At 71.7% G+C, this 21,053-nt stretch carries 19 protein-coding genes; 12 read left to right on the forward strand and 7 right to left on the reverse strand.

Annotated features, from left to right (window positions below):
* Positions 1-85 precede the first annotated feature (85 nt).
* The gene (locus ACWDUZ_RS02770) at positions 86-1,132 is read left to right on the forward strand and encodes an NAD(P)-dependent alcohol dehydrogenase (protein ID WP_451629953.1); all 1,047 of its coding nucleotides are present in this window, start codon (positions 86-88) and stop codon (positions 1,130-1,132) included.
* Between the two features lie 336 nt (positions 1,133-1,468).
* On the opposite strand, the gene ACWDUZ_RS02775 is transcribed toward ACWDUZ_RS02770, so the two are convergent.
* Positions 1,469-2,359, reverse strand: a complete 891-nt coding sequence (locus ACWDUZ_RS02775) for a trypsin-like serine protease (RefSeq protein ID WP_451629954.1) — start codon at positions 2,357-2,359, stop codon at positions 1,469-1,471.
* Positions 2,360-2,552: 193 nt separating this feature from the next.
* On the opposite strand from ACWDUZ_RS02775, the gene ACWDUZ_RS02780 reads away from it, so the two are divergent.
* The 4 genes from ACWDUZ_RS02780 (at position 2,553) to ACWDUZ_RS02795 (ending at position 7,549) form a co-directional block, all read left to right on the forward strand.
* Positions 2,553-3,083: a (2Fe-2S)-binding protein gene (locus ACWDUZ_RS02780; RefSeq protein WP_451629955.1), complete on the forward strand. Its 531-nt coding sequence runs from the start codon at positions 2,553-2,555 to the stop codon at positions 3,081-3,083.
* Positions 3,070-4,059 (forward strand): FAD binding domain-containing protein, encoded by a 990-nt coding sequence (locus tag ACWDUZ_RS02785; protein WP_451629956.1) that lies wholly within the window; start codon positions 3,070-3,072, stop codon positions 4,057-4,059. The genes ACWDUZ_RS02780 and ACWDUZ_RS02785 overlap by 14 nt, the downstream gene beginning before the upstream one ends.
* A complete protein-coding gene (locus ACWDUZ_RS02790) occupies positions 4,056-6,263 on the forward strand; it encodes a xanthine dehydrogenase family protein molybdopterin-binding subunit (RefSeq protein WP_451629957.1) in 2,208 nt (735 codons plus the stop codon). Before ACWDUZ_RS02785 ends, ACWDUZ_RS02790 begins: the two co-directional genes overlap by 4 nt.
* Positions 6,264-6,904: 641 nt before the next feature.
* Positions 6,905-7,549, forward strand: a complete 645-nt coding sequence (locus tag ACWDUZ_RS02795; RefSeq protein ID WP_451629958.1) for a CBS domain-containing protein — start codon at positions 6,905-6,907, stop codon at positions 7,547-7,549.
* A 158-nt stretch (positions 7,550-7,707) separates the two neighbouring features.
* Here ACWDUZ_RS02795 and ACWDUZ_RS02800 read toward each other — a convergent pair whose 3' ends face one another.
* Complete coding sequence (locus ACWDUZ_RS02800) at positions 7,708-8,826, reverse strand: hypothetical protein (protein WP_451629959.1); 1,119 nt, start codon at positions 8,824-8,826, stop codon at positions 7,708-7,710.
* Positions 8,827-9,024: 198 nt separating this feature from the next.
* On the opposite strand from ACWDUZ_RS02800, the gene ACWDUZ_RS02805 reads away from it, so the two are divergent.
* Positions 9,025-10,182, forward strand: a complete 1,158-nt coding sequence (locus ACWDUZ_RS02805) for a cystathionine gamma-synthase (RefSeq protein WP_451629960.1) — start codon at positions 9,025-9,027, stop codon at positions 10,180-10,182.
* A gap of 251 nt (positions 10,183-10,433) precedes the next feature.
* Here the strand turns inward: ACWDUZ_RS02805 and ACWDUZ_RS02810 are convergent, their stop codons facing one another.
* The 3 genes from ACWDUZ_RS02810 to ACWDUZ_RS02820 all read right to left on the reverse strand — a co-directional run bounded on the left by ACWDUZ_RS02810 (position 10,434) and on the right by ACWDUZ_RS02820 (position 12,015).
* Positions 10,434-10,682, reverse strand: coding sequence for a hypothetical protein (locus ACWDUZ_RS02810; protein ID WP_451629961.1), 249 nt, complete (start codon positions 10,680-10,682; stop codon positions 10,434-10,436).
* 74 nt (positions 10,683-10,756) lie between these two features.
* Positions 10,757-11,257: a sigma factor-like helix-turn-helix DNA-binding protein gene (locus ACWDUZ_RS02815; protein WP_451629962.1), complete on the reverse strand. Its 501-nt coding sequence runs from the start codon at positions 11,255-11,257 to the stop codon at positions 10,757-10,759.
* A gap of 206 nt (positions 11,258-11,463) precedes the next feature.
* The gene (locus ACWDUZ_RS02820) at positions 11,464-12,015 is read right to left on the reverse strand and encodes a MarR family winged helix-turn-helix transcriptional regulator (protein WP_451630175.1); all 552 of its coding nucleotides are present in this window, start codon (positions 12,013-12,015) and stop codon (positions 11,464-11,466) included.
* Positions 12,016-12,176: 161 nt separating this feature from the next.
* Here ACWDUZ_RS02820 and ilvA point away from each other — a divergent pair, with 161 nt between their 5' ends.
* From ilvA to ACWDUZ_RS02840, 4 genes are all read left to right on the forward strand, one after another.
* On the forward strand, positions 12,177-13,403 hold the full coding sequence (gene ilvA, locus ACWDUZ_RS02825) for a threonine ammonia-lyase (protein WP_451629963.1): 1,227 nt from the start codon (positions 12,177-12,179) through the stop codon (positions 13,401-13,403).
* A 268-nt stretch (positions 13,404-13,671) separates the two neighbouring features.
* Complete coding sequence (locus ACWDUZ_RS02830; protein WP_451629964.1) at positions 13,672-14,685, forward strand: ATP-binding cassette domain-containing protein; 1,014 nt, start codon at positions 13,672-13,674, stop codon at positions 14,683-14,685.
* Entirely contained in the window at positions 14,682-15,533 is an 852-nt protein-coding gene (locus ACWDUZ_RS02835; protein ID WP_451629965.1) for an ABC transporter permease, read from the forward strand. The genes ACWDUZ_RS02830 and ACWDUZ_RS02835 overlap by 4 nt, the downstream gene beginning before the upstream one ends.
* Positions 15,534-15,801: 268 nt before the next feature.
* On the forward strand, positions 15,802-18,153 hold the full coding sequence (locus ACWDUZ_RS02840; protein WP_451629966.1) for a SpoIIE family protein phosphatase: 2,352 nt from the start codon (positions 15,802-15,804) through the stop codon (positions 18,151-18,153).
* 251 nt (positions 18,154-18,404) lie between these two features.
* On the opposite strand, the gene greA is transcribed toward ACWDUZ_RS02840, so the two are convergent.
* Together greA and ACWDUZ_RS02850 are read right to left on the reverse strand one after the other, a co-directional pair.
* Positions 18,405-18,905, reverse strand: a complete 501-nt coding sequence (gene greA / locus ACWDUZ_RS02845) for a transcription elongation factor GreA (RefSeq protein ID WP_451629967.1) — start codon at positions 18,903-18,905, stop codon at positions 18,405-18,407.
* A gap of 175 nt (positions 18,906-19,080) precedes the next feature.
* The gene (locus ACWDUZ_RS02850; RefSeq protein ID WP_451629968.1) at positions 19,081-19,479 is read right to left on the reverse strand and encodes a DUF4307 domain-containing protein; all 399 of its coding nucleotides are present in this window, start codon (positions 19,477-19,479) and stop codon (positions 19,081-19,083) included.
* A 227-nt stretch (positions 19,480-19,706) separates the two neighbouring features.
* On the opposite strand from ACWDUZ_RS02850, the gene mca reads away from it, so the two are divergent.
* Together mca and ACWDUZ_RS02860 are read left to right on the forward strand one after the other, a co-directional pair.
* On the forward strand, positions 19,707-20,558 hold the full coding sequence (gene mca, locus ACWDUZ_RS02855) for a mycothiol conjugate amidase Mca (protein WP_451630176.1): 852 nt from the start codon (positions 19,707-19,709) through the stop codon (positions 20,556-20,558).
* Between the two features lie 12 nt (positions 20,559-20,570).
* Entirely contained in the window at positions 20,571-20,828 is a 258-nt protein-coding gene (locus ACWDUZ_RS02860; RefSeq protein ID WP_451629969.1) for a hypothetical protein, read from the forward strand.
* Positions 20,829-21,053 lie beyond the last annotated feature (225 nt).

Below are 21,053 nucleotides of genomic sequence, written 5' to 3' on the forward strand. Positions count from 1 at the left end.
CGAGCACTCTCCGGCCGGGCACCCTGGAGCACGTGTCCGGCCGGAAGGCGGCCGGAGACGGCGCAACCCCGAGGAGAACCCCGGCATGACCACCACTGTTGCGGCGTACGCCGTACCCGCCCCCAAGGCTCCGCTGGAGCGGACCACCATCGAGCGCCGCGCGGTAGGTGCGTACGACGTCCTGATCGACATCAAGTTCGCCGGCATCTGCCACTCGGACATCCACCAGGCCCACGAGGGCTGGGGCGAGGCCATCTTCCCGATGGTCCCCGGCCACGAGATCGCCGGCGTCGTCGCCGAGGTCGGCTCCGGCGTCACGAAGTACAAGGTCGGCGATCGCGTGGGCGTCGGCTGCATGGTCGACTCCTGCCGTGAGTGCGACAACTGCAAGGCCGGCCAGGAGCAGTACTGCACCGGCGGCGGCAACGTCGGCACGTACAACGCCGTCGGGAAGGACGGCGAGCCCACCTACGGCGGCTACTCACAGAAGATCGTCGTCGACGAGAACTTCGTCGTCCGCATCCCCGACGGCCTCTCGCTCGACGTCGCGGCGCCGCTGCTGTGCGCCGGCATCACGCTGTACTCCCCGCTCAAGCGCTGGGGCGCCGCCCCCGGCAAGAAGGTCGCCATCCTCGGCATGGGCGGCCTCGGCCACATGGGCGTGAAGATCGCGCACGCGCTGGGCGCCGAGGTGACCGTGCTGTCGCAGTCCCTGCGCAAGAAGGACGACGGGCTGCGGCTGGGCGCCGACCACTACTACGCCACCAGCGACCCGAAGACCTTCGAGGAGCTGGCCGGCACCTTCGACCTGATCGTCTCGACGGTGTCGGTGCCGCTGGACTTCAACGCCTACCTGTCCCTGCTGAAGAGCCACGGCGCCCTGGTGAACGTGGGCGCGCCCGAGGAGCCGGTCTCCCTGAACCTCTTCTCGGTCATCGGCGGCGGCAAGACCCTCGCCGGTTCCATGATCGGCGGCATCGCGGAGACCCAGGAGATGCTGGACTTCTGCGCCCGCCACAACATCGGCTCCGAGATCGAACTGATCGGCGCCGACCAGATCAACGAGGCGTACGAGCGGGTGATCGCCAGCGACGTCCGCTACCGGTTCGTCATCGACACGGCGACGATCTGAGCCGACCGGCGGCGAACCCGGCGGGCGGGGCGGCGACATGCCGTCCCGCCCGTCGGGTTCGCCGGTCGGCCCGGGACCATGGCCGGCGGTCCGGGCACCCGGTAGCGTGGCCGGGGGCTCGGTGAAGCGGGATCCGGCGAGGGCGACGACCGGATCCGTCGGATCTGGATCTGCCGGGGCCCGTCATCCGACGCCCCCCTTCCTGCCGGACAGCATCATCCGCCCCGGCGCGCGGAACGGCCGTGAGGAGGGGGCACGGAGCGCCTGTGACGAGCGGCACCACGGCCGGTGCGGGTCACCGGCCGTGCGCATCGACGCCTCGGCTCATGAGGGCCGTCAGGGCAGCGAGACGAAGGGGGACAGGAAGGCGCGGGCGCCCGGAGTGTCGAGGCGGTAGGTCACGTTGGTGGCGTAGCACGGTGCGTCACCGGTGATCGTGGTCGCGGCGAGGACGTTCCGGCCGCCGACGACCGCGAAGTTGGGTCCGCCCGAATCTCCGTAGCAGGCGCCGCCGTTGCCCTGCGCCGCGGTCATGGCCAGCCGCAGCCAGGACTTGTTGAGGGCGTCGAAGCCCTCGGGTGCCTTCATGCGCACGCCTCCGCCGGGGTGGGTCTGCCCGCCCGGACCGTTGACGGCCTCCTGGGTGCCGTACCCGGCGACGAACCAGTCGAGCGCGTCCAGCCCCCGCGGGCCCAGCGCGTCGAACTGGCCGGCGGTCGGGAGGGTCGCGGGCGTGAAGCTCCAGCGTGCCTTCGTCTGCTGCGCGGACAGCTCGATCACCGCGATGTCGTGCGGGTCGGAGGAGGGGCCGGGGTAGGCCGGATCGGTGTGCGCGGTGCCCTCGACGCCGACGGCGCTCGCCTGCGCGGCGGGATCGCCCGGATGCTTCGTGGCGGCGGCGTCGAGTCGGGCCTGCACGTTCTGGTCCAGGGAGACGTAGAACCGCACGCCGGCCGGCCAGTCCGTGGTGCAGTGGGCCGCGGTCAGGAAGGTGTCGGCGTCGACCATGGTGCCGGAGCAGACCCAGTCGACGCGGTCCGGGGTCGCCGGGTCGCCGTCGTCGTCCCAGACGGCGACGAGGGCGCCGACCTCGGTGCGCTCCGGGGCGGGGCTCGCGTTGTAGGAGTTGATCGCGGACGAGGGCAGCGCGGTCGCGAGCACGGCGGCACAGGCTGCCGCGGCGACGGCGGTGAGGCGGGCCATGGTGGTGGCACGTCGCTTGATCAAGAGAAGACCCTTCGGACGGATGGGACGGGTGTTCTCCTGTGGGGGTGTGAGCCGCGCTCAGTGAACCGCCTGTGACCGGTCACCACAAGAGCGCGACGGAGCCTTCCGGATCTCCGCGTGCCATCTCCTCGCGACCACTCCTGCCGACCGGACCGCGTGCCGAAGCAGGAGCGGCGGATATATCGTGACAAAGGTGACAAACACGAGCAGACAGGACGCGGATGACCGTCCGACGGGCGTCGAACGGGTCGTGACGCTGACGGTGAACGGCCGCCCCCACACCCTCCCCCTGGACACCCGGGTCACCCTGCTGGACGCGCTGCGCGACCGGCTCGGCCTGACGGGCACCAAGAAGGGCTGCGACCAGGGCGCGTGCGGAGCGTGCACCGTCCACCTGGACGGCCGCAGAGTGCTGGCGTGCCTCACCCTCGCGGCCCAGGCCGAGGGCCGGGACGTCACCACCATCGAGGGTGTCTCGGGCGCCGACGGCCGCCCCCACCCGGTGCAGCGGGCGTTCATGGATCACGACGGCTTCCAGTGCGGCTTCTGCACGCCCGGGCAGATCATGTCCGCGCTGGCCCTCATGGCCGAGGGTCGGACCGGCTCCGACGAGGAGATCCGGGAGTTCATGAGCGGCAACCTGTGCCGCTGCGGCGCCTATCCCAACATCGTGGCGGCGATCCGTGACGCGGCCGCACGCGGAGGCCACGATGCACGCCTTTGACTACGTCCGGGCCACCGACACCGGCGAGGCGGTGCGCCTGCTGGCGGACGACCCGGAGGCGTCCTGCCTCGCGGGCGGCACGACACAGCTCGACCTGATGAAGGACGGGGTCCTTCAGCCGCCACGACTGATCGACATCACCCGGCTCCCCCTGCACGGCATCGAACGCCGTGACGAGTCCCTGCACGTGGGCGCCCTGGTCACCATGGAGGAACTGGCTCTCGACGCCACGGTGGCCGAGCGGCTGCCCATGGTGCGCCAGTCCCTGCTGCTCGGCGCGTCCGTACAGCTGCGCAACATGGCCACCATCGGCGGCAACCTGCTCCAGCGCACCCGATGCCGCTACTTCCGCGACCCCACGGTCCCCGAGTGCAACAAGCGCGCGCCGGGCTCCGGCTGCGCCGCGGTCCAGGGCGCGGCCCGCATGCACGCCGTGCTCGGCGCGAGCGAGCGCTGCATCGCGCTGCACGCCTCCGACCTCGCCGTCGCCCTGGTGGCGCTCGACGCGATCGTGCACGTCCAGGGGCCCACCGGGACCCGCACCGTGCCGCTGACCGAGTTCTACCTGACGGCGGACGTCAGCCCCGAACGCGAGACCGTCCTGGAGCACACCGAGCTGATCACCGGGGTCGAGATCCCGCTGCCGCCGCCGGCCGCCCGGTCGGGCTACCTCAAGGTCCGCGACCGGACGTCGTACGAGTTCGCCCTGGCCTCGGCCGCGGTGCAACTCGTCCTGGACGGCGGCACGATCCTCCAGGCCCGAGTCGCCCTGGGCGGTGTGGGGACGAAACCCTGGCGCGCCCACGCGGCCGAGCACCTGCTGACCGGCGCGCCCGCCACGACGGCGACGTTCACCGACGCGGCCGAGGCGACCATGCGGGACGCCTGGACCGTGCCCGGAACGGCGTTCAAGGTGCCGCTCGCCCGGCGCACCCTGGTGCGCGAGCTGCAGACCGTCTCAGGAGTGACCGCATGAGCACCGTGGAGAGCAGGACGCGGATCGGCGCGGGCGTCAACCGCGTCGACGGCCCGCGCAAGGTCACCGGCACCGCCCCGTACCCGATGGACTTCAGCGTCCCCGGCCAGGCCTACGGCGCCCTGGTGCAGTCCACCGTCGCGGCCGGCCGGATCGTCCGCATGCACACCGAGGCCGCCGAGGCCGCCCCCGGCGTGATCGGCGTCCTCACCCACGAGAACGCCCCGAAGGTCGGCACGGGGCCGACCACGGTGCTCGGAGCCTCGCCGCCGCCGCCCCTGCGGAACGACCGGATCCTCCACCACGGGCAGCACATCGCCTTCGTGGTGGCCGACACCCCGGAGCAGGCCACCGCCGCGGCCCGCCTGGTGCGAGCCGACTACGAAGCCACGGAGCCGCTGCTGGACCTCCAGGACCCGCGCGCCGAACAACTCGTCGACCCGTGGGGGACGGACACCGCGCGCGGCGACGCCGCAGCAGCCCTGAAGTCCGCCGAGGTGACCCTCCAGGCCACGTACACCACCGCCGACAACACCAACAACCCGCTCGGCCTGTTCGCCACCCTGGCCGCCTGGGAAGGCGACACCCTCACCGTCCACGACACCAGCCAGTGGCCGTCGATGGCGCGCACCACCCTCGCCATGGTCTTCGGCATCCCCGAGAGCTCGGTACGGGTCCTGGTGCCCTACGTCGGCGGCGGCTTCGGCGCCGGGCTGCGCGTGTGGCCGCACGTGATCCTCACCGCCATGGCCGCCCGGATGATCAATCGGCCGGTCAAGCTGGTGCTGACCCGGCCGCAGATGTTCACCTCCATCGGGCACCGGCCCAGCGGGGTGCAGTGGCTGAAGATCGGCACCACCCGCGACGGCGAGCTGGTCGCCCTGGACCACCGCAGCCTCAGCTCCCTGAGCATGGAGGACAGCGACTACGAGCCCTTCAGCTCGGCGACCTCCTTCGCCTACCGCTGCCCCGACGTGATCACCCAGGACCGGCAGGCGCGGCTCAACATCCCCGTGCCGACGTCCATGCGCGCCCCCGCCGAGGCACAGGGCAACTTCGCGCTGGAGTCGGCGCTCGACGAACTGGCCCACCGACTGCGCATGGACCCCCTGGAGCTACGGCTGCGCAACCACACCGACGTCGACCCGCGCAACGGGCTGCCCTGGTCCGGCAAGGCGCTCCTGGAGTGCTACGAGGTCGGCGCACGACGCTTCGGCTGGTCCGAACGCAACCCCGAGCCGCGCTCCATGCGCGACGGCAACTGGCTCGTCGGCTACGGCATGGCGAGCGCGCTCTTCCCCTACTTCGCGCAGCCCTGCGCGGCCCGGGCGACCGTCCGCGCGGACGGCAGCGCACTGGTGCGCAGTGCGGCCGCCGACATCGGCACCGGCACCTACACCGTGATGGCCCAACTGGCCGCCGAGGAACTGGGACTGCCCCTGGACCAGGTCCGCTTCGACCTGGGTGACTCCGACATGCCCCACTCGATGATGGCGGGCGGCTCCGGCCTCACCGGCGCGCTGGGCAACGCCGTGCACGACGCCTGCCGGCGACTGCTGCGCCAGTTCGCCGAACTCGCACACGACGACGCCGACTCGCCCCTGCGGGGCTTTCCCCCGGACGACATGGAGTGCGCCGACGGGCGGATCCACCCCACGGGCCGCCCCGAGCTGGGCGAGCCCTACGCCGACATCCTCGCCCGCCACGGGCTCACCGAGCTCACCGCGAACGGCAACAGCACCCCGCCGGTCCCCACCGAGCTGGGCATGTCCCTCGCCGGCGCCTACGGCGCCAAGTTCGTCGAGGTACGGGTCGACGCCGAGCTCGGACTCATCCGGGTGGCACGGGTGGTCTCCGTCATCGACGGCGGCCGCATCCTCAACGAGAAGACGGCCAGGAGCCAGATCATCGGCGGCACGGTCGGCGGCATCGGCATGGCCCTCTTCGAGGACACGGCCACCGACCCGCGCACCGGACGCATCGCCAACGGCACGTTCGCCGACTACCTGGTCGCGGTCAACGCCGACATCCCCGACCTGGACGTGGTCTTCGTCGGCGAACCCGACCGCGCCACCGCCACCGGCACCAAGGGCGTCGGCGAGGTCGGCCTGGTCGGCATCGCCGCCGCTATCGCCAACGCCGTCCACCACGCCACCGGAAAGCGCCTCCGCGACCTGCCGATCACCCTGGACGCCCTCCTGTGACCCATGGCACGCCGACCTGCCGGCTACCGCTCCGGCCGGTCGGAATCCCCCGGAGCGGTCAGCATCCCCCCGGAACGCTCAGTCCTCCGCGGGGGTCACGCCGATCGGACAGGACACACCCGTCGCTACGCCGTCCCTACGAGCCTGTGGTGCCGGGTGACCTGTCGTGTCACTGAGCCGGGGCGTCCCTTGTGCCGTGCCGATCGAAGCGGGCGGTCTCTAGCAGAAGCCGTTGAGGCCCCACCACTCACCGTCGGTCCGCTCGCCGGCCGCCAGGGAGCCGGTGTCCCGCCCTCGGTAGGAGACCAGCCAGCCCGGGTTGCCCGAGTAGCCGTCGATGACGTACCGGCCGGTTTCCGGGTCACCGCCGACTCCCGATCGCGAAGAAGTGGACAGAGCGGCACCTCGGAGATCATCGGTGCGGACAACGACACCACGGGGATGCTCAGCGCTCGACGGAGCGACTTGGCCATGCGGTGATCGGCTGGCCGGACGCCGCCGGACCGCCGGCCTTCCCCGTCAGGTCGAACGTCACTGGTCGTCGGAGCGGTGCGGTGTTGTCATGGGTAGGGAGAGGCGTGGACGAGCGGCCGCCAGGGCTGGGGCAACCGCGCCGTCGCGAAGCGGAGGAGGCCGAGGCCATGCTGCACCGCCGCACGGTCGGTGACCTGATGACCGAAGAAGTCATCACCCTCCGTCCCGACACGCCGTTCCACGAGATCGCCCCCCTGATGGACGCGAACGACATCGCCGCGGCCCCGGTCGTCGATGACGAGGGTGCCCCCATCGGCGTCGTGTCCGCGTCAGACCTGCTGCGGCACGAGACCGGCATGCCCGATCCGCAGGGGCAGGACGGGAACGACGAGCGCGCGTGGGGCAAGGCCCGGGCCCGGACCGCGGGCGCGCTCATGAGCAGCCCTGCCTTCACGGCCCGTGCCGATTGGACGATCCCCCGGACCGCGCGGGAACTTCGCAGACACCACGTCAAGCAACTGCCGGTCGTCGGCGACCACGGACTCCTGACCGGCATCGTCAGCCGTAGCGACCTGCTGAACGTCTTCATCCGCTCCGACGTCGAGATCCGCGGCGAGGTCGAGCGGGACGTCCTGGGGGGCATCCTCGGCCTGGAGGAGGGCACCGTCGCGGTCGAGGTCCGGGACGGTGCCGTCACCCTGTCGGGTCACGTCCCGGAACCGCGTCTTGTCCCGGTGATCGTGGGGCTCTGCCAGGGCGTCGAGGGTGTCGTCGCCGTGGACGCCCGCCTCACGGCGGTCCGGGCGGACTAGTCGCTGGTGACGTCGCGCGCCGGAGGGAAGCACGTCGAGCTGTACGTCCGTGCTTGATCGCTCGGCGTCCCGGCGGACGGAACTGCCCGACCTGCCCCACCAGCTCGACGGGCTCGGTGTTCCGGCCACCCACCCGACTGGCGCTCCGCGTGGGCGTGTCAGTGCGGCAGGGTCGCGGGGCTGCCGCCGTTCGCCTCGTAGCCCGCCACGGCCAGGGCACGGTAGACCGCGAACTCCGCCGCCGGGTCCTCGGACAGGGTCCAGGGCAGCGCGCCCACGTGGCCGTCGACGCCTATGAGCTGGTTCATGGCCTCCGCCCAGCGCTCGGAACGGACCAGGAAGAAGATCAGCAGATGGCGGACGTGCGCCACGACCGGGTCGTCGGAGCGGGCGGCGTGGACCGCGTGGAGCGCGCCGTGCACCGACTTGGTCACCACTTCGCTCTGGTAGAAGGTGCTGACCAGGTTCACCTCCGGCAGGTGCTCGAAGACCGCGAACAGGGGGAGTGCCGCCAGCAGCGAGCCCTGCGGCGCACGGGCCGCCGCGGCCTCGGCGAACGCCATCGCCAGCTTCCGCGAGCCGTGCCACTTCTCGCACCAGTAGTGCAGCGCCGCCAGGTGCGCGCCCATGTGGACCGGCGCGCGGTCCAGGATCTTCAGCCACAGCTGCTCGAACTCCGGCTGGGAGTAGGCCAGTCCGCGTGCCACCGACAGCTCGACGATGTACGGGACCGGGTCGCCGGGTGCGAGCAGCGCGGCCTGACCGCACATCTCCCGGGCCTCCTCCATGATGATCCGGAACTCGTCCGTCCCAGGGGTCGCCGTCCGCCACGCCTGCTGTACCAGGAACTCGGCGTGCACCGCCGCACCGCCGGGGTCCTTGGGCTGCTCGGCCCGCCACACGCGCAGCCACTGCCCGCCCGGCACCTCGTGGACCCCGCCCGGCCGGTGCCGCAGCTCCAGCGCCGCGGCGCCGGCGAAGGCCTGCACCCGTTGCCAGCGCAGCTCGCCGTCGGCCTCCGTGCCCGCGAGGAGCTGGGCGGCCGCGTGGTAGTCCTGCGTGCGCTGCACCAGGTCCAGCACGTCCAGCAGGTCCTGGTCGGGGCCGGGCATGCGTACGTCGAGCTCCTCCTGCGGCACGAACCCGTAGTCCGCCGGGTCCGCGGCGTCCGGATGCCCGGGCGGCACCTGTTCGATGACGCCGCGCCTGCGCCGGAGGAACGGAAGCAGCACGAAGCCGAGCATGACCAGTGCCACCAGGACCCAGAGAATCTCCATGCCTCAAGCGAACCAGACCACGCCGACAATTGGCCAACCCGTGTCCCGGACCTGTGGAAACACCCTGTGGAAACGGTCTGTGGAAAACTCCCGCGTCCCGGCTCCTCACCTTCCGCCCGTGCCCCGCCGCGGCCCGCCGCCACGCTCCGCCGCCCGGCGGTCCGCCACCGGCCCCGCGCGCGCACTACCCTCGGCGCCATGAGCGACAGGCACTTCAGTCAGCACTTCGAGACCCTCGCGATCCATGCGGGCAACACCGCCGATCCCCTCACCGGCGCGGTCGTCCCGCCGATCTACCAGGTCTCGACCTACAAGCAGGACGGCGTCGGCGGTCTGCGCGGCGGCTACGAGTACAGCCGCAGTGCCAATCCGACCAGGACCGCCCTGGAAGAGAACCTCGCCGCCCTGGAGGGCGGTCGTCGCGGGCTCGCGTTCGCGTCCGGACTGGCGGCCGAGGACTGCCTGCTGCGTACGCTGCTCAGCCCGGGTGACCACGTGGTCATCCCGAACGACGCGTACGGCGGCACGTTCCGCCTGTTCGCCAAGGTCGTCTCCCGGTGGGGCGTGGAGTGGTCGGTGGCCGACACCAGCGACCCGGCCGCCGTACGGGCCGCGATCACCCCGAGGACCAAGGTGGTGTGGGTGGAGACCCCCTCCAACCCGCTGCTCGGCATCACCGACGTCGCCGCCGTCGCTCAGGTCGCCCGGGACGCCGGCGCCAGGCTCGTCGTCGACAACACCTTCGCCACGCCGTATCTGCAGCAGCCGCTCGCGCTCGGCGCGGACGTCGTCGTGCACTCGCTGACCAAGTACATGGGCGGCCACTCGGACGTCGTCGGCGGCGCCCTGATCGTCAGCGACGCCGGGCTCGGCGACGAACTGGCCTACCACCAGAACGCCATGGGCGCTGTCGCCGGCCCCTTCGACTCCTGGCTGGTGCTGCGCGGCACCAAGACGCTCGCGGTGCGCATGGACCGGCACAGCGAGAACGCCGCGAAGGTCGCCGACATGCTGTCCCGGCACGCGCGCGTGACACGCGTGCTGTACCCGGGGCTGCCCGACCACCCCGGTCACGAGGTCGCCGCCAAGCAGATGAAGGCGTTCGGCGGCATGGTCTCCTTCCGGGTCGAGGGCGGCGAGGAGGCCGCGGTCGAGGTCTGCAACCGCGCCAACGTGTTCACCCTCGGCGAGTCCCTGGGCGGCGTCGAGTCCCTGATCGAGCACCCCGGTCGCATGACGCACGCCTCCGCGGCGGGCTCCGCCCTGGAGGTCCCCGCCGACCTGGTCCGCCTGTCCGTCGGCATCGAGAACGCCGACGACCTGCTGGAGGACCTCCAGCAGGCCCTCGGCCGCTGAAGGGCTGTCCCGCGATCCCCGGCGGGCGCGCGGCGTCGGCCACGGCACCTCGCCGCGTTGTCGGAACATCCGCATACGCCCAGTGTGCGGACGTCTCTCCGCCGATGCTCCCCCACTGCCTGAACGGCGTGGGAGGTGCCCCCGGCATCCGGCGCCGCGCGCCGATCCACCGCGGATCACGGGACAGCCCTTGGGACCACCGCAGCCAGGCCGTGACGGCGGCCGCCCCTGAGGGGCGGGCGCCGAGTTCCTCACCAGTCGCTGACCGGTGGAGTCGTCTGCGACGGCGGCTCCACCCAGGGCCGTACCGTCAGCGCCCACATGGTGAACGCGATCACCGCGACGAACAGCATCAGCCACATCGTGCGGCGGGCGAGCGTCCGGCGGCGCAGCATGCGGCCACCGCGGCGCACCACGTCGGCGTACAGCTCCGCGGGAACCTGCGGCCGGGTCTGCTCCAGGAGCTTCCGCACGGCCGCCTCGCGCTCCACCCGGTTCATGTCCGCCTCCCCCTCGCTCGCCGCCGCCCGTCCGGTTCCCGTGTCCTGGTGCGCCGCCCCGGCCTTCGGCGTGCCTACGATCGGGCCACCTGCGGGTCGCGCACCGCAGGAGCGGGCGGCGCGGGCGGGTGGGTGAGCGCGGCGATCGCACGGTCGCAGATGACGCGCACACGTTCCGGGGGCAGGCCGAGCGTCGCCGCCGCCTGTTCCTCGGCGACCCCCTCGTACAACCTGAGGACCAGGATGAGACGTTCCTGAGGGGTGAGGGCGGCCAGTGCGCCGGGGGCCCTGGACCGGCCGCGGCCCAGGACGCGCCGGTGCCACGCCTCGCGGGCGAAGCGGGCGGCCATGTGCTGGCGGGCGCACGCGTAGGGGTCCTCTCCGCCCAGCCGGTCCCAGCACGCGTACGTGTGCGCGAGGGACAGGGTCAGCAGGCGGCACGCGCGCGGGTTGTCGTCCGGGGCCTCCGCGGTGAGCAGGGTCGCGGCATGCAGCAGCCGCCCGGCGGAGCCCGCGACGAACGCCTCGAACTCCCGGGCCCGGCGCACGCCTTGGGGCACCTGCCGTTCTCCCACCGCGCCTCCCGCCAGGGGCGATCCCGAAGAAGCGGGACCCGTTGGCCGCACGGGACACGGAACCGTGCGGCAAGGGCCCGCTCTCATACCAGGCCAGCGGTGGCCCGGGAGTCAAGAGCCGCGCGCGGGGCGGACGGGACGACCGGCGGAACGCGGCTGGCCGGCAGAGCCCAGGACGTACGTCGGGGCTCGGGACGTCCGGGAGGTCAGGACGCCGGCGCCGTCTCCGTACCGTTCCCGGTACCCGGTGCCGACCCCTCTCCCGCGTCCGGCGCCGGGCCGCCGCCCTGGGCGGCCTGGCGGGCGGAGAGCGCGCGGTTGAAGCGCGTCAGGAGCGCACAGAAGGCCTCCCGCTCCTCCGGCGCCCAGTCGTGGGTGAGCTCGGCCATCAGCCGGCGCCGGGACGAGCGCACCTCCTCCAGACGCGACGCTCCGCGCGGGGAAAGCTGCAGCACGACGGCCCGCCCGTCCTCCGGGTGCGAGGTGCGCTTGACCAGCCCGGTGTCGACGAGCGGCGCCACCTGCCGGGTGACGGTGGAGGAGTCGATGCCCATGCTCGCGGCGAGCGCCTTGACGCCCATCGGGCCTTCTCGGTCGAGCCGGTTGAGCAGCAGATACGCGGCGCGGTCCATGGAGTTGCGTACCTGCCCGACCCCGCCGAGCCGGGTCTGTTCCGCACGGCGGGCGAACAGGGCCACCTCGTGCTGGAGAGTGTCGAGAAGACCGGTGTCACCGACGGTCGTCATGTCCATCGACATTTCAGGTGTTGTGGGCATGGCCGGAGGCTCACTTCTGAAGGGCTGCTGGGTTGGGGGACAGGGTACGCGGCTGGGCCGCAGGGCGTACCGGCGCTGCGCAAACCGGTCCCACACGTTGGTCACACCGGCCTGTCGCGCTCGTGAACTGCGAGACTTGGCTCATGAGCTACGGCACGGCTGTCCCCTTCCCCCCGGTCACCCTCGACGACGTGCGGGGCGCCCAGAAGATGCTCTCCGGGGTGGCGCGGGTGACCGCGATGGAGACCAGCAGGCACTTGTCGGAGCTGGTGGGCGCGCCCGTCCACCTCAAGTGCGAGAACCTCCAGCGGACGGGTTCGTTCAAGCTGCGCGGCGCCTACGTGCGGATCGCCGGACTGCTGCCCGAGGAGCGCGCCGCCGGCGTGGTGGCGGCGAGCGCCGGCAACCACGCGCAGGGGGTCGCGCTGGCGTCGTCGCTGCTCGGAGTCCACGCCACGGTGTTCATGCCCAAGGGCGCCCCGCTGCCGAAGATCAGTGCGACCCGGGACTACGGCGCCGAGGTGCGCATGCACGGCCAGGTGGTCGACGAGACGCTGGCCGCCGCACAGGAGTACGCGGCCCGGACCGGCGCGGTGTTCATCCACCCCTTCGACCACCCGGACGTCATCGCGGGCCAGGGGACGGTGGGGCTGGAGATCCTGGAGCAGTGCCCGGAGGTGCGCACGATCGTCGTCGGCATCGGCGGTGGCGGGCTCGCGGCCGGCATCGCGGTCGCGGTGAAGTCGCTGCGCCCGGACGTGCGGATCGTCGGGGTGCAGGCGGCGGGTTCGGCGGCGTACCCGCCGTCGCTCGCGGCGGGGCGCCCGGTGGCGATCGAGAACCCGGCGACGATGGCCGACGGCATCAGGGTGGGGCGGCCGGGCGATGTGCCGTTCGGAATCATCGGCGAGCTGGTCGACGAGGTGCGCACGGTCGGCGAGGACGCGCTGTCCGCGGCGCTGTTGCTGTGCCTGGAGCGGGCCAAGCTGGTCGTCGAGCCGGCCGGGGCGAGCCCGGTGGCCGCGCTGCTCGGAGGCGGCGGCATCGCCGGTCCGGTGGTGGCGGTGCTGTCCGGCGGCAACGTGGATCCGGTACTGCTGCAGCGGGTGCTGCGGCACGGCATGGCCGCGCAGGGCCGCTACCTGGCCGTTCGCCTGCGTCTGACCGACCGGCCGGGTGCGCTCGCCACGCTCCTCGGGGTGTTGTCAGTGGTCGACGCTAACGTCCTCGACGTGAGCCACATCCGGACCGACCCACGGCTCGGGCTCACGGAGGCGGAGGTGGAGCTGCACCTGGAGACGAAGGGCCCGGAGCACTGCGCCGAGGTCGGCCACGCCCTGCGCGATGCCGGTTACACGGTCATCGACTGAGCGTCGGGCAGCAGAACACCGAGGTCGGCACCTCTTCGTCACCCGTTCGGGAAAAACCGTTGAGAGACGCGATACATCGCGTTATGGTGTGTCGCATCCGTCATGGCAGGCACGCCGTCCATGCCCTTCACGCACCCACGGCATGGACGGCACCGCGTTCGCCGTGACGCACCGCCGCAGGCCTGAAAACCCCAGGCGCACCGAGGCCAAGGCCTGCGAATCTAGGCTTTTCGACCCATGACCCATCCCCGATGACGTGGAGACTCACATGCCAGGCGCCATCTACGCCGAAGGTCTGGTGAAGACCTTCGGCGACGTAAGGGCTCTGGACGGCGTCGACCTCGATGTCCCCGAGGGCACGGTGCTCGGACTGCTCGGGCCGAACGGCGCGGGCAAGACGACCACCGTCCGCTGTCTGACCACCCTGCTCCGACCCGACAGCGGCAAGGCCGCCGTGGCGGGCATCGACGTGCTCAAGCACCCCAACGAGGTGCGCCGCTCGATCGGCCTGTCCGGTCAGTTCGCCGCGGTCGACGAATACCTGACCGGCCGCGAGAACCTCCAGATGGTCGGCCGGCTGTACCAGATGCGGGCCCGGGCGGCGAAGGACCGGGCGCAGGAGCTGCTGGAGCAGTTCAACCTCGCCGACGCCGCGGACCGGCCGGCGAAGACCTACTCCGGAGGCATGCGCCGTCGGCTCGACCTGGCGGCGGCGCTGGTCGTCTCCCCGCCGGTGATGTTCATGGACGAGCCGACGACCGGCCTCGATCCCCGCAACCGCCAGCAGCTGTGGGAGGTCATCAAGCAACTGGTCTCCGGCGGTACGACGCTGCTGCTCACCACCCAGTACCTGGAAGAGGCCGACCACCTGGCGCACGAGGTCGCGGTGGTCGACCACGGCCGGGTCATCGCCCGGGGCACCTCCGACCAGCTCAAGGCCCGCACCGGCGGCGAGCGCGTCGAGGTCGTGGTGCACGACCACGGGGACATCGCCACCGCCTCCGAGGTGCTGCGCGGCTTCGGCAAGGGCGACACCACCGTGGAGGAGCACACCCGCAAGCTCACCGTGCCCGTCAGCGGTGGCGCGAAGCTGCTGGCCGAGGTGATCCGCGAGCTGGACGGCCGGGGCATCGAGATCGACGACATCGGACTGCGCCGGCCCACCCTCGACGACGTGTTCCTGTCCCTGACGGGCCATGTGGCGGAGGCCGACAGCGGTGACAACGGCGCGTCGGGCACCGACGCCAAGGACGACAGGCGCGAGAAGGAGACCGTGAAGTGAGTGCCACCACCGAGACCGCGAGAACCGTGCCGCCCGGCAACGCCGTCGTCCAGTCCGTCCGCGACTCCCTGGTCATCGCCCAGCGGAATCTGATCCGCATGCTGCGGATTCCCGAGATGATCATCTTCGGGCTGATCCAGCCCATCATGTTCGTGGTGCTGTTCACCTACGTCTTCGGCGGCTCGATCCAGGTGGGCTCGTCCAACTCCACCCAGTCGTACCGCGAGTTCCTGATGGCCGGCATCTTCGCGCAGACCGTCACGTTCGCCACGGCGGGAGCCGGTGCGGGCATCGCCGACGACATGCACAAGGGCCTCATCGACCGCTTCCGCTCCCTGCCGATGGCCCGCGGCGCGGTACTGACCGGGCGCACCCTCGCCGACCTGGTGCAGACGGCGCTGACCCTGCTCGTCCTCGCGGTCGTCGCCGTGCTGGTCGGCTGGCGCACGCACGAGAACTTCGGCAAGGTGCTCGCTGGCTTCGGCCTGCTTCTGCTGCTCGGGTACGCGTTCTCGTGGATCGGCGCCCTCATCGGCCTGTCCGTGCGCACCCCCGAGGCGGCCACCTCGGGCGGCCTGATCTGGCTGTTCCCGCTGACGTTCATCTCGAACGCGTTCGTGGACGCGAACCAGATGCCGTCCTTCCTGCGGCACATCGCGGAGTGGAACCCGTTCAGCGCCACCGTGCAGGCGTGCCGCGAGCTGTTCGGCAACATCCCACCGGGCTTCCGGACGCCCGACGCCTGGCCCATGCAGCATCCCGTGTGGGCCTCGCTGATCTGGTCGGTCGTGATCCTGCTGATCTTCCGTACGCTCGCGGTCCGCAAGTACCGCCGGGCGGCCGGCTGACGATCGGCGCGTTCCGAACGCGTGAAATGCTCCGCCGGTTCCCTCCCGGGGCGCCCTGGGAGGGGAACCGGCGGACGCCGTCCGAGCCGCCGGTCCGTCATGGGCGCTGCCCCGGGCCGGGGCGCGGCGCCCGGAGGTCATCCGGTTGTCCGGCCGTCGTACACCGCCGATTGCGAGGCGGCAGCCACTGTGCACAAATGGACTATGCCGCTCTGGTTCTCGGAGGTGCGGGTCATGACAACGGTCGGCGTCTGGTGACATTCCCCCCATGAGTGCACCGCCGCGCGAGGCTCGGCTCGTCCTCGACGAGCGAGGGACCGTCGCGCAATGGAGTCCGGAAGCTGAGCGGCTCCTCGGCTACTCCGCGCAGGAGGCACTGGGCCGCCATGCCACCGCGTTCCTGGACCGGCGGCCGGGCGACGCGGAGACTGCCGGGCAGATCGCCGCGCGGCACCGGGACGGCCGCCGGGTGGCCGTCCGCGCGGCGGTCAGTCCGCTGACCCGGCACGGCGGGGTCCGGCACTGGTCGGTGCGGTTGGTCATCGCGTCGGACACCGCCGAGGAAGAGGTCGACACCGCCCTGCTCGAGGCGCTGCTCACCGCTTCCCCGCTCGGTGTGCAGGCCGTCGACGGCGACCTCCGGCTCCTGCGCCTGAACCTGTCCGGTCCGGGAGTCCGCGGTGTCGTCGGCGCTGAGGCCATCGGCCGTGACATCCGGGACATCGCGCCGGGGCTGGTCGACGCGAAGATCGAGCAGAAGCTCCGCGAGGTGGTCGAGAGCGGTCGGCCCCTGAGTTTCCTGCACACCGGCCGGCCTCCCGCCGATTCCGAGCACGATCATGTCTACTCCGTGACCCTGCTGCCCCTCAGGGACTCGGCGGGGCGCGGTATAGGGGCCCTCGTGGCCTCCCAGGACGTGACCGAGAGGGAGAGGGCCCGGGCGCGCCTGGACCTCCTGGTGGAGGCCGGCAACCGGATCGGGACCACGCTCGACGTCCTCACCACGGCGAAGGAGCTGGTCACCGCCGCGGTTCCGGCCATCGCCGACATCGCCACGGTCGACGTGCTGGACGGCGTCCTGCACGGCGAGGCGTCCCCTCCGGGCCCGGTCCGCGAGCAGACCCGGCTGCGACGTGCGGCTTTCACGACCGCCCGGATACCCGGCACCCGGCCCGCCTACGACGTCGGTGAGCTGGTCGAGTACCTGCTCCCTTCCCACCTCGCCGGCCTGACCGAGCTGCGCCCCGTCCTGGTACCGCGGCTCGGGGCCGACGACATGCCCGCCGGTGACCGCCGCACCCCGCGCATCCTCGCCGACGCGGCCCACTCCCTCATGGTCGTACCCCTCGCGGCCCGCGGTGTGGTCCTCGGCCTGGCCAGCTTCTACCGGGCGCGAGAGCCGGATCCCTACGGTGAGGAGGACCTCGTCCTCGCCTCCGAACTCTGTGCCCGGGCGGCCGTGTCCATCGACAACGCGCGTCAGTACACCCGGGAGCGCAACGCCGCCCAGACCCTTCAGCGTGCCCTGCTGCCCCGGTCCGCGCCGCCGCAGAGCGCCGTGGAGGTGGCCTGGCGCCATGAATCGGCGCACAGCCCGGGGGACTGGTTCGATGTCATCCCCCTCTCCGGCGCGCGGGTCGCACTGGTCGTGGGCTGTATGGCAGGGCAGGGCATCGACGCCGCCGCCGCGATGGGGCAGCTGCGCGTGGCCATCAACACGCTCGCCACACAGGACCTCGCCCCCGACGAACTGCTCGGCCAGCTGCACGACCTGGTGACGGGACGCCGTGACGAGCTCGCCGACGATCCGGGCGCGGGCTCGGCCGGCGGCCATATGCAGGGAGCGACCTGTCTGTACGCGGTCTACGACCCCGTCTCGCGCCGTTGCACGCTCGCCCGGGCGGGACATCCCGCGGCGGTGGTCGTGAGCCCGCAGGGCAGGGTCGAGATCCCCGACGTCCCGGCGGGCCCCCCGCTGGGCACAGAGCACCCGCCGTACCGGACCGCGGACCTGGAGCTGCCGGAGGGCGCCACGATCGGGCTGTTCGCCGGCAGTCCGACGCCCGCCGGGAAGCCCGGACGGCCACCCGCGGCCCGCCTCCTGGACGAGATCCTGAGCAGCAACCCCCACCGCTCCCTGGAGGACAGCTGCGACGCGTTCATCCGTGCCTACGAACCCGCCACTGGTGAGGGATTTCTGCTGCTGCTGGCACGCACCCGGGCGCTTCCCGAGGAGCGGGTGGCGACCTGGACCTTCCCGCCCGACCCGGAGATCGTCGCCACCGCCCGTTCCCTGAGCCTTCGGCAACTCGCCGACTGGGGCCTGGACGACCTCGACTTCACCACCGAACTGATCGTCAGCGAGCTCGTCACCAACGCCATCCGCCACGCGACCGGGCCCGTCGGCCTGCGCCTCATCCGCGACCGCGGGCTCATCTGCGAGGTCAGCGACGGCAGCAGCACCGCCCCGCACCTGAGGTACGCCTACGAGACGGACGAGGGCGGGCGGGGTCTCTTCCTGATCGCCCAGCTCGCCCACCGCTGGGGAACGCGCTACTCCGCCCGGGGCAAGACCATCTGGGCGGAGCAGACCATCCCCGCCGGGTCCGAACGAGGCTGAGACCTACGGGGCCGGGATGAGACCTACTGGGCCCTGACGATCGGGGGCGGCGCCCAGGTGCCGTCGATCACGCTCTGCCGCGGCCAGTACATCCGCAGCATCACGTTGAACGGGCCGGACGGTGCGGGGAGTGACCAGCAAGTCGGCGGAGCGGGCGTCCGGGCGCGACGTCGGTACGGTCATGACGAAGCCCCCGGCGCGCTCAGCGCGGCGCCGGGGGCTCGTCGAGGAAGGGAGGTACGCGCGGACGCTCAGCCCGTGTACGGCTCGGCCTTGAGGATCTTCACCGAGGCCTTCTTGCCGTTCGGCAGCTCGTACTCCGCGTCCTCACCCACCTTGTGGCCGATCACACCGGAGCCCAGCGGGGACTGCGGCGAGTAGGTCTCGATGTCGGTGCTGGCGTACTCGCGCGAGGCCAGCAGGAAGGTCAGCGTGTCGTCCTCGTCGCCGTCGAAGGCGATCGTGACGACCATGCCGGGCGCGACCGCGCCGTCCGCGGACGCCGGAGCCTCGCCGACCTGCGCGTTCTCGAGGAGCTGGGTCAGCTGGCGCACGCGGAGCTCCTGCTTGCCCTGCTCCTCCTTGGCCGCGTGGTACCCGCCGTTCTCGCGCAGGTCGCCCTCCTCGCGCGCGGCCGCGATCTTGGCGGCGATCTCCGTGCGCGCAGGACCAGTAAGGTACTCAAGCTCGTCCTTGAGCTTGTTGTACGCCTCCTGGGTCAGCCAGGTGACGTTCTCGCTGGTCTGGGTCACAGGTGCTCCTCGTCGGTACTGGGAATACAAAGCATCGCCCTACCCAGAAGAATGTTCCCTCATGGATGGGCGAAACCACGAGCCTAACAATTCACGGGGGAAAGGGGGAGGACATAAGCCTCACATTCGCGTCAACGCAGGTCAGTGCCTATGTATTCCGCGGACGCCGGAGCGTTCAGTCGGCGTGGCAGCCCAGCAGCTCGCCGGTCGTACCCCGGGACGTCGTCCGCAGCGTGACGACCTTGTCGATCTGCTCGGCGTGCTCGTCGAAGCGGAAGTCGGCCCGGCCGACCTCGTTGCCGTCGGCCGCCTGCGAGCGCAGCGTGCAGTAGCCGCGGGCGTCGGCGTCCTTGTGGACCTCCAGATGGACCCGCACCGCGTCGTCCGAGGTCTCGAACGACACGACCTGTGCGCTGATCTCGTTCTGCGCGACGTAGTGGTAGGCGAACCAGCCGACCAGCGCGAGCAGGACCGCGCCCAGGACGGCGCCCGCGACCTTGAGCTTGTGATCGGCGCGCTCGTCCGAGGAGCGGCCGTAGCGGCCCTCGGGCAGCCGGGTGCTCGCCGTACTCATGATCGTCCTCTCGGCCGGTGCCGGACACACGCCCCGCGAGGGGGGCGCCGGAGCCGCACTCCGGAATTATTCCGCCCCCGCTTCGGTCACTATAGAAGGCCCGGCGTGCCGCTCGGCCGCCGCCCCGTGACGACGGAGAGTCACCGGGGCGGTACCCGCTGACGCCCGCGGAACCCGGGCACCGACCTGACCTTGAGGAATGAGCCTTGATTGACCAACTGCGACTGATGGCCGTGCACGCGCACCCCGACGACGAGTCGAGCAAGGGCGCGGCCACCATGGCGAAGTACGTGTCCGAGGGGGTGGACGTGCTGGTGGTGACCTGCACGGGCGGAGAACGCGGCTCCATCCTCAATCCCAAGCTCCAGGGCGACAAGTACATCGAGGAGCACATCCACGAGGTGCGCAAGAAGGAGATGGACGAGGCCCGGGAGATCCTCGGTGTCAAGCAGGACTGGCTCGGCTTCGTCGACTCCGGCCTGCCCGAGGGAGACCCGCTGCCCCCGCTGCCGGAGGGGTGCTTCGCCCTGGAGGACGTCGACAAGGCGGCCGGCGAGCTGGTGCGCAGGATCCGCGCGTTCCGCCCGCAGGTGATCACCACCTACGACGAGAACGGCGGCTACCCGCACCCCGACCACATCATGACCCACAAGATCTCGATGGTGGCGTTCGAGGGCGCGGCGGACACCGAGAAGTACCCGGAGGGGGAGTACGGCCCGGCGTACCAGCCGCTGAAGCTGTACTACAACCAGGGCTTCAACCGTCCCCGCACCGAGGCGCTGCACAAGGCCCTGCTGGCGCGGGGCCTCGAGTCTCCCTACGGCGAGTGGCTGAAGCGCTGGGAGAAGTCCGGTCACAGGGACCGCACGCTCACCACGCACGTCCCCTGCGCCGACTTCTTCGAGATCCGGGACAAGGCGCTGATCGCCCACGCCACGCAGATCGACCCCGACGGCGGCTGGTTCCGGGTGCCGATGGAGATCCAGAAGGAGGTCTGGCCCACGGAGGAGTACGAGCTCGCGAAGTCCCTCGTGGACACCTCGCTCCCCGAGGACGACCTCTTTGCGGGTGTCCGGTAGTCCTGAGGGACAATGCCTGACATGAGCGCAAGCGCGAGCCTGGCAACGACGCACCTGGTCACTCTGGCCGACTTCGACAAGGACAAGGTCACCCCCGGCGTCCTCGGCTTCATCGTCTTCGCGGTGATGGCCGTGGCCGTGTGGGGCCTGATGAAGTCCATGAACCGCCACATGGGCAAGGTGGACTTCAAGGAGACCCCGGAGGCCGAGGCGGACACGCCCCGCAAGGGCGCCCCGGGAGGCGGCAAGGCCCAGCCCTCCAAGGGCTGACACGGCGGGCTCACGCACGCCTGCTCCCACGGAGCGCGGTGCCCGTGTCATCCCGCAGGGTGACGTGACCCCACGCCATCCGCCCGCGTGACACGGGTCACGCCGTGCTGCCGTGAGGCGGTCGCCCGGGGTGGCCGTTCCCGCGCGGGGCCTCCCGTTCGGCCGGCCGGCCGCACCCGAGCCCGCGCGGCCGACTGCCGAGGCCCGTGCCGCCGAGGCCGCCTG

It is taken from the genome of Streptomyces sp. NPDC003393, from assembly GCF_053589015.1.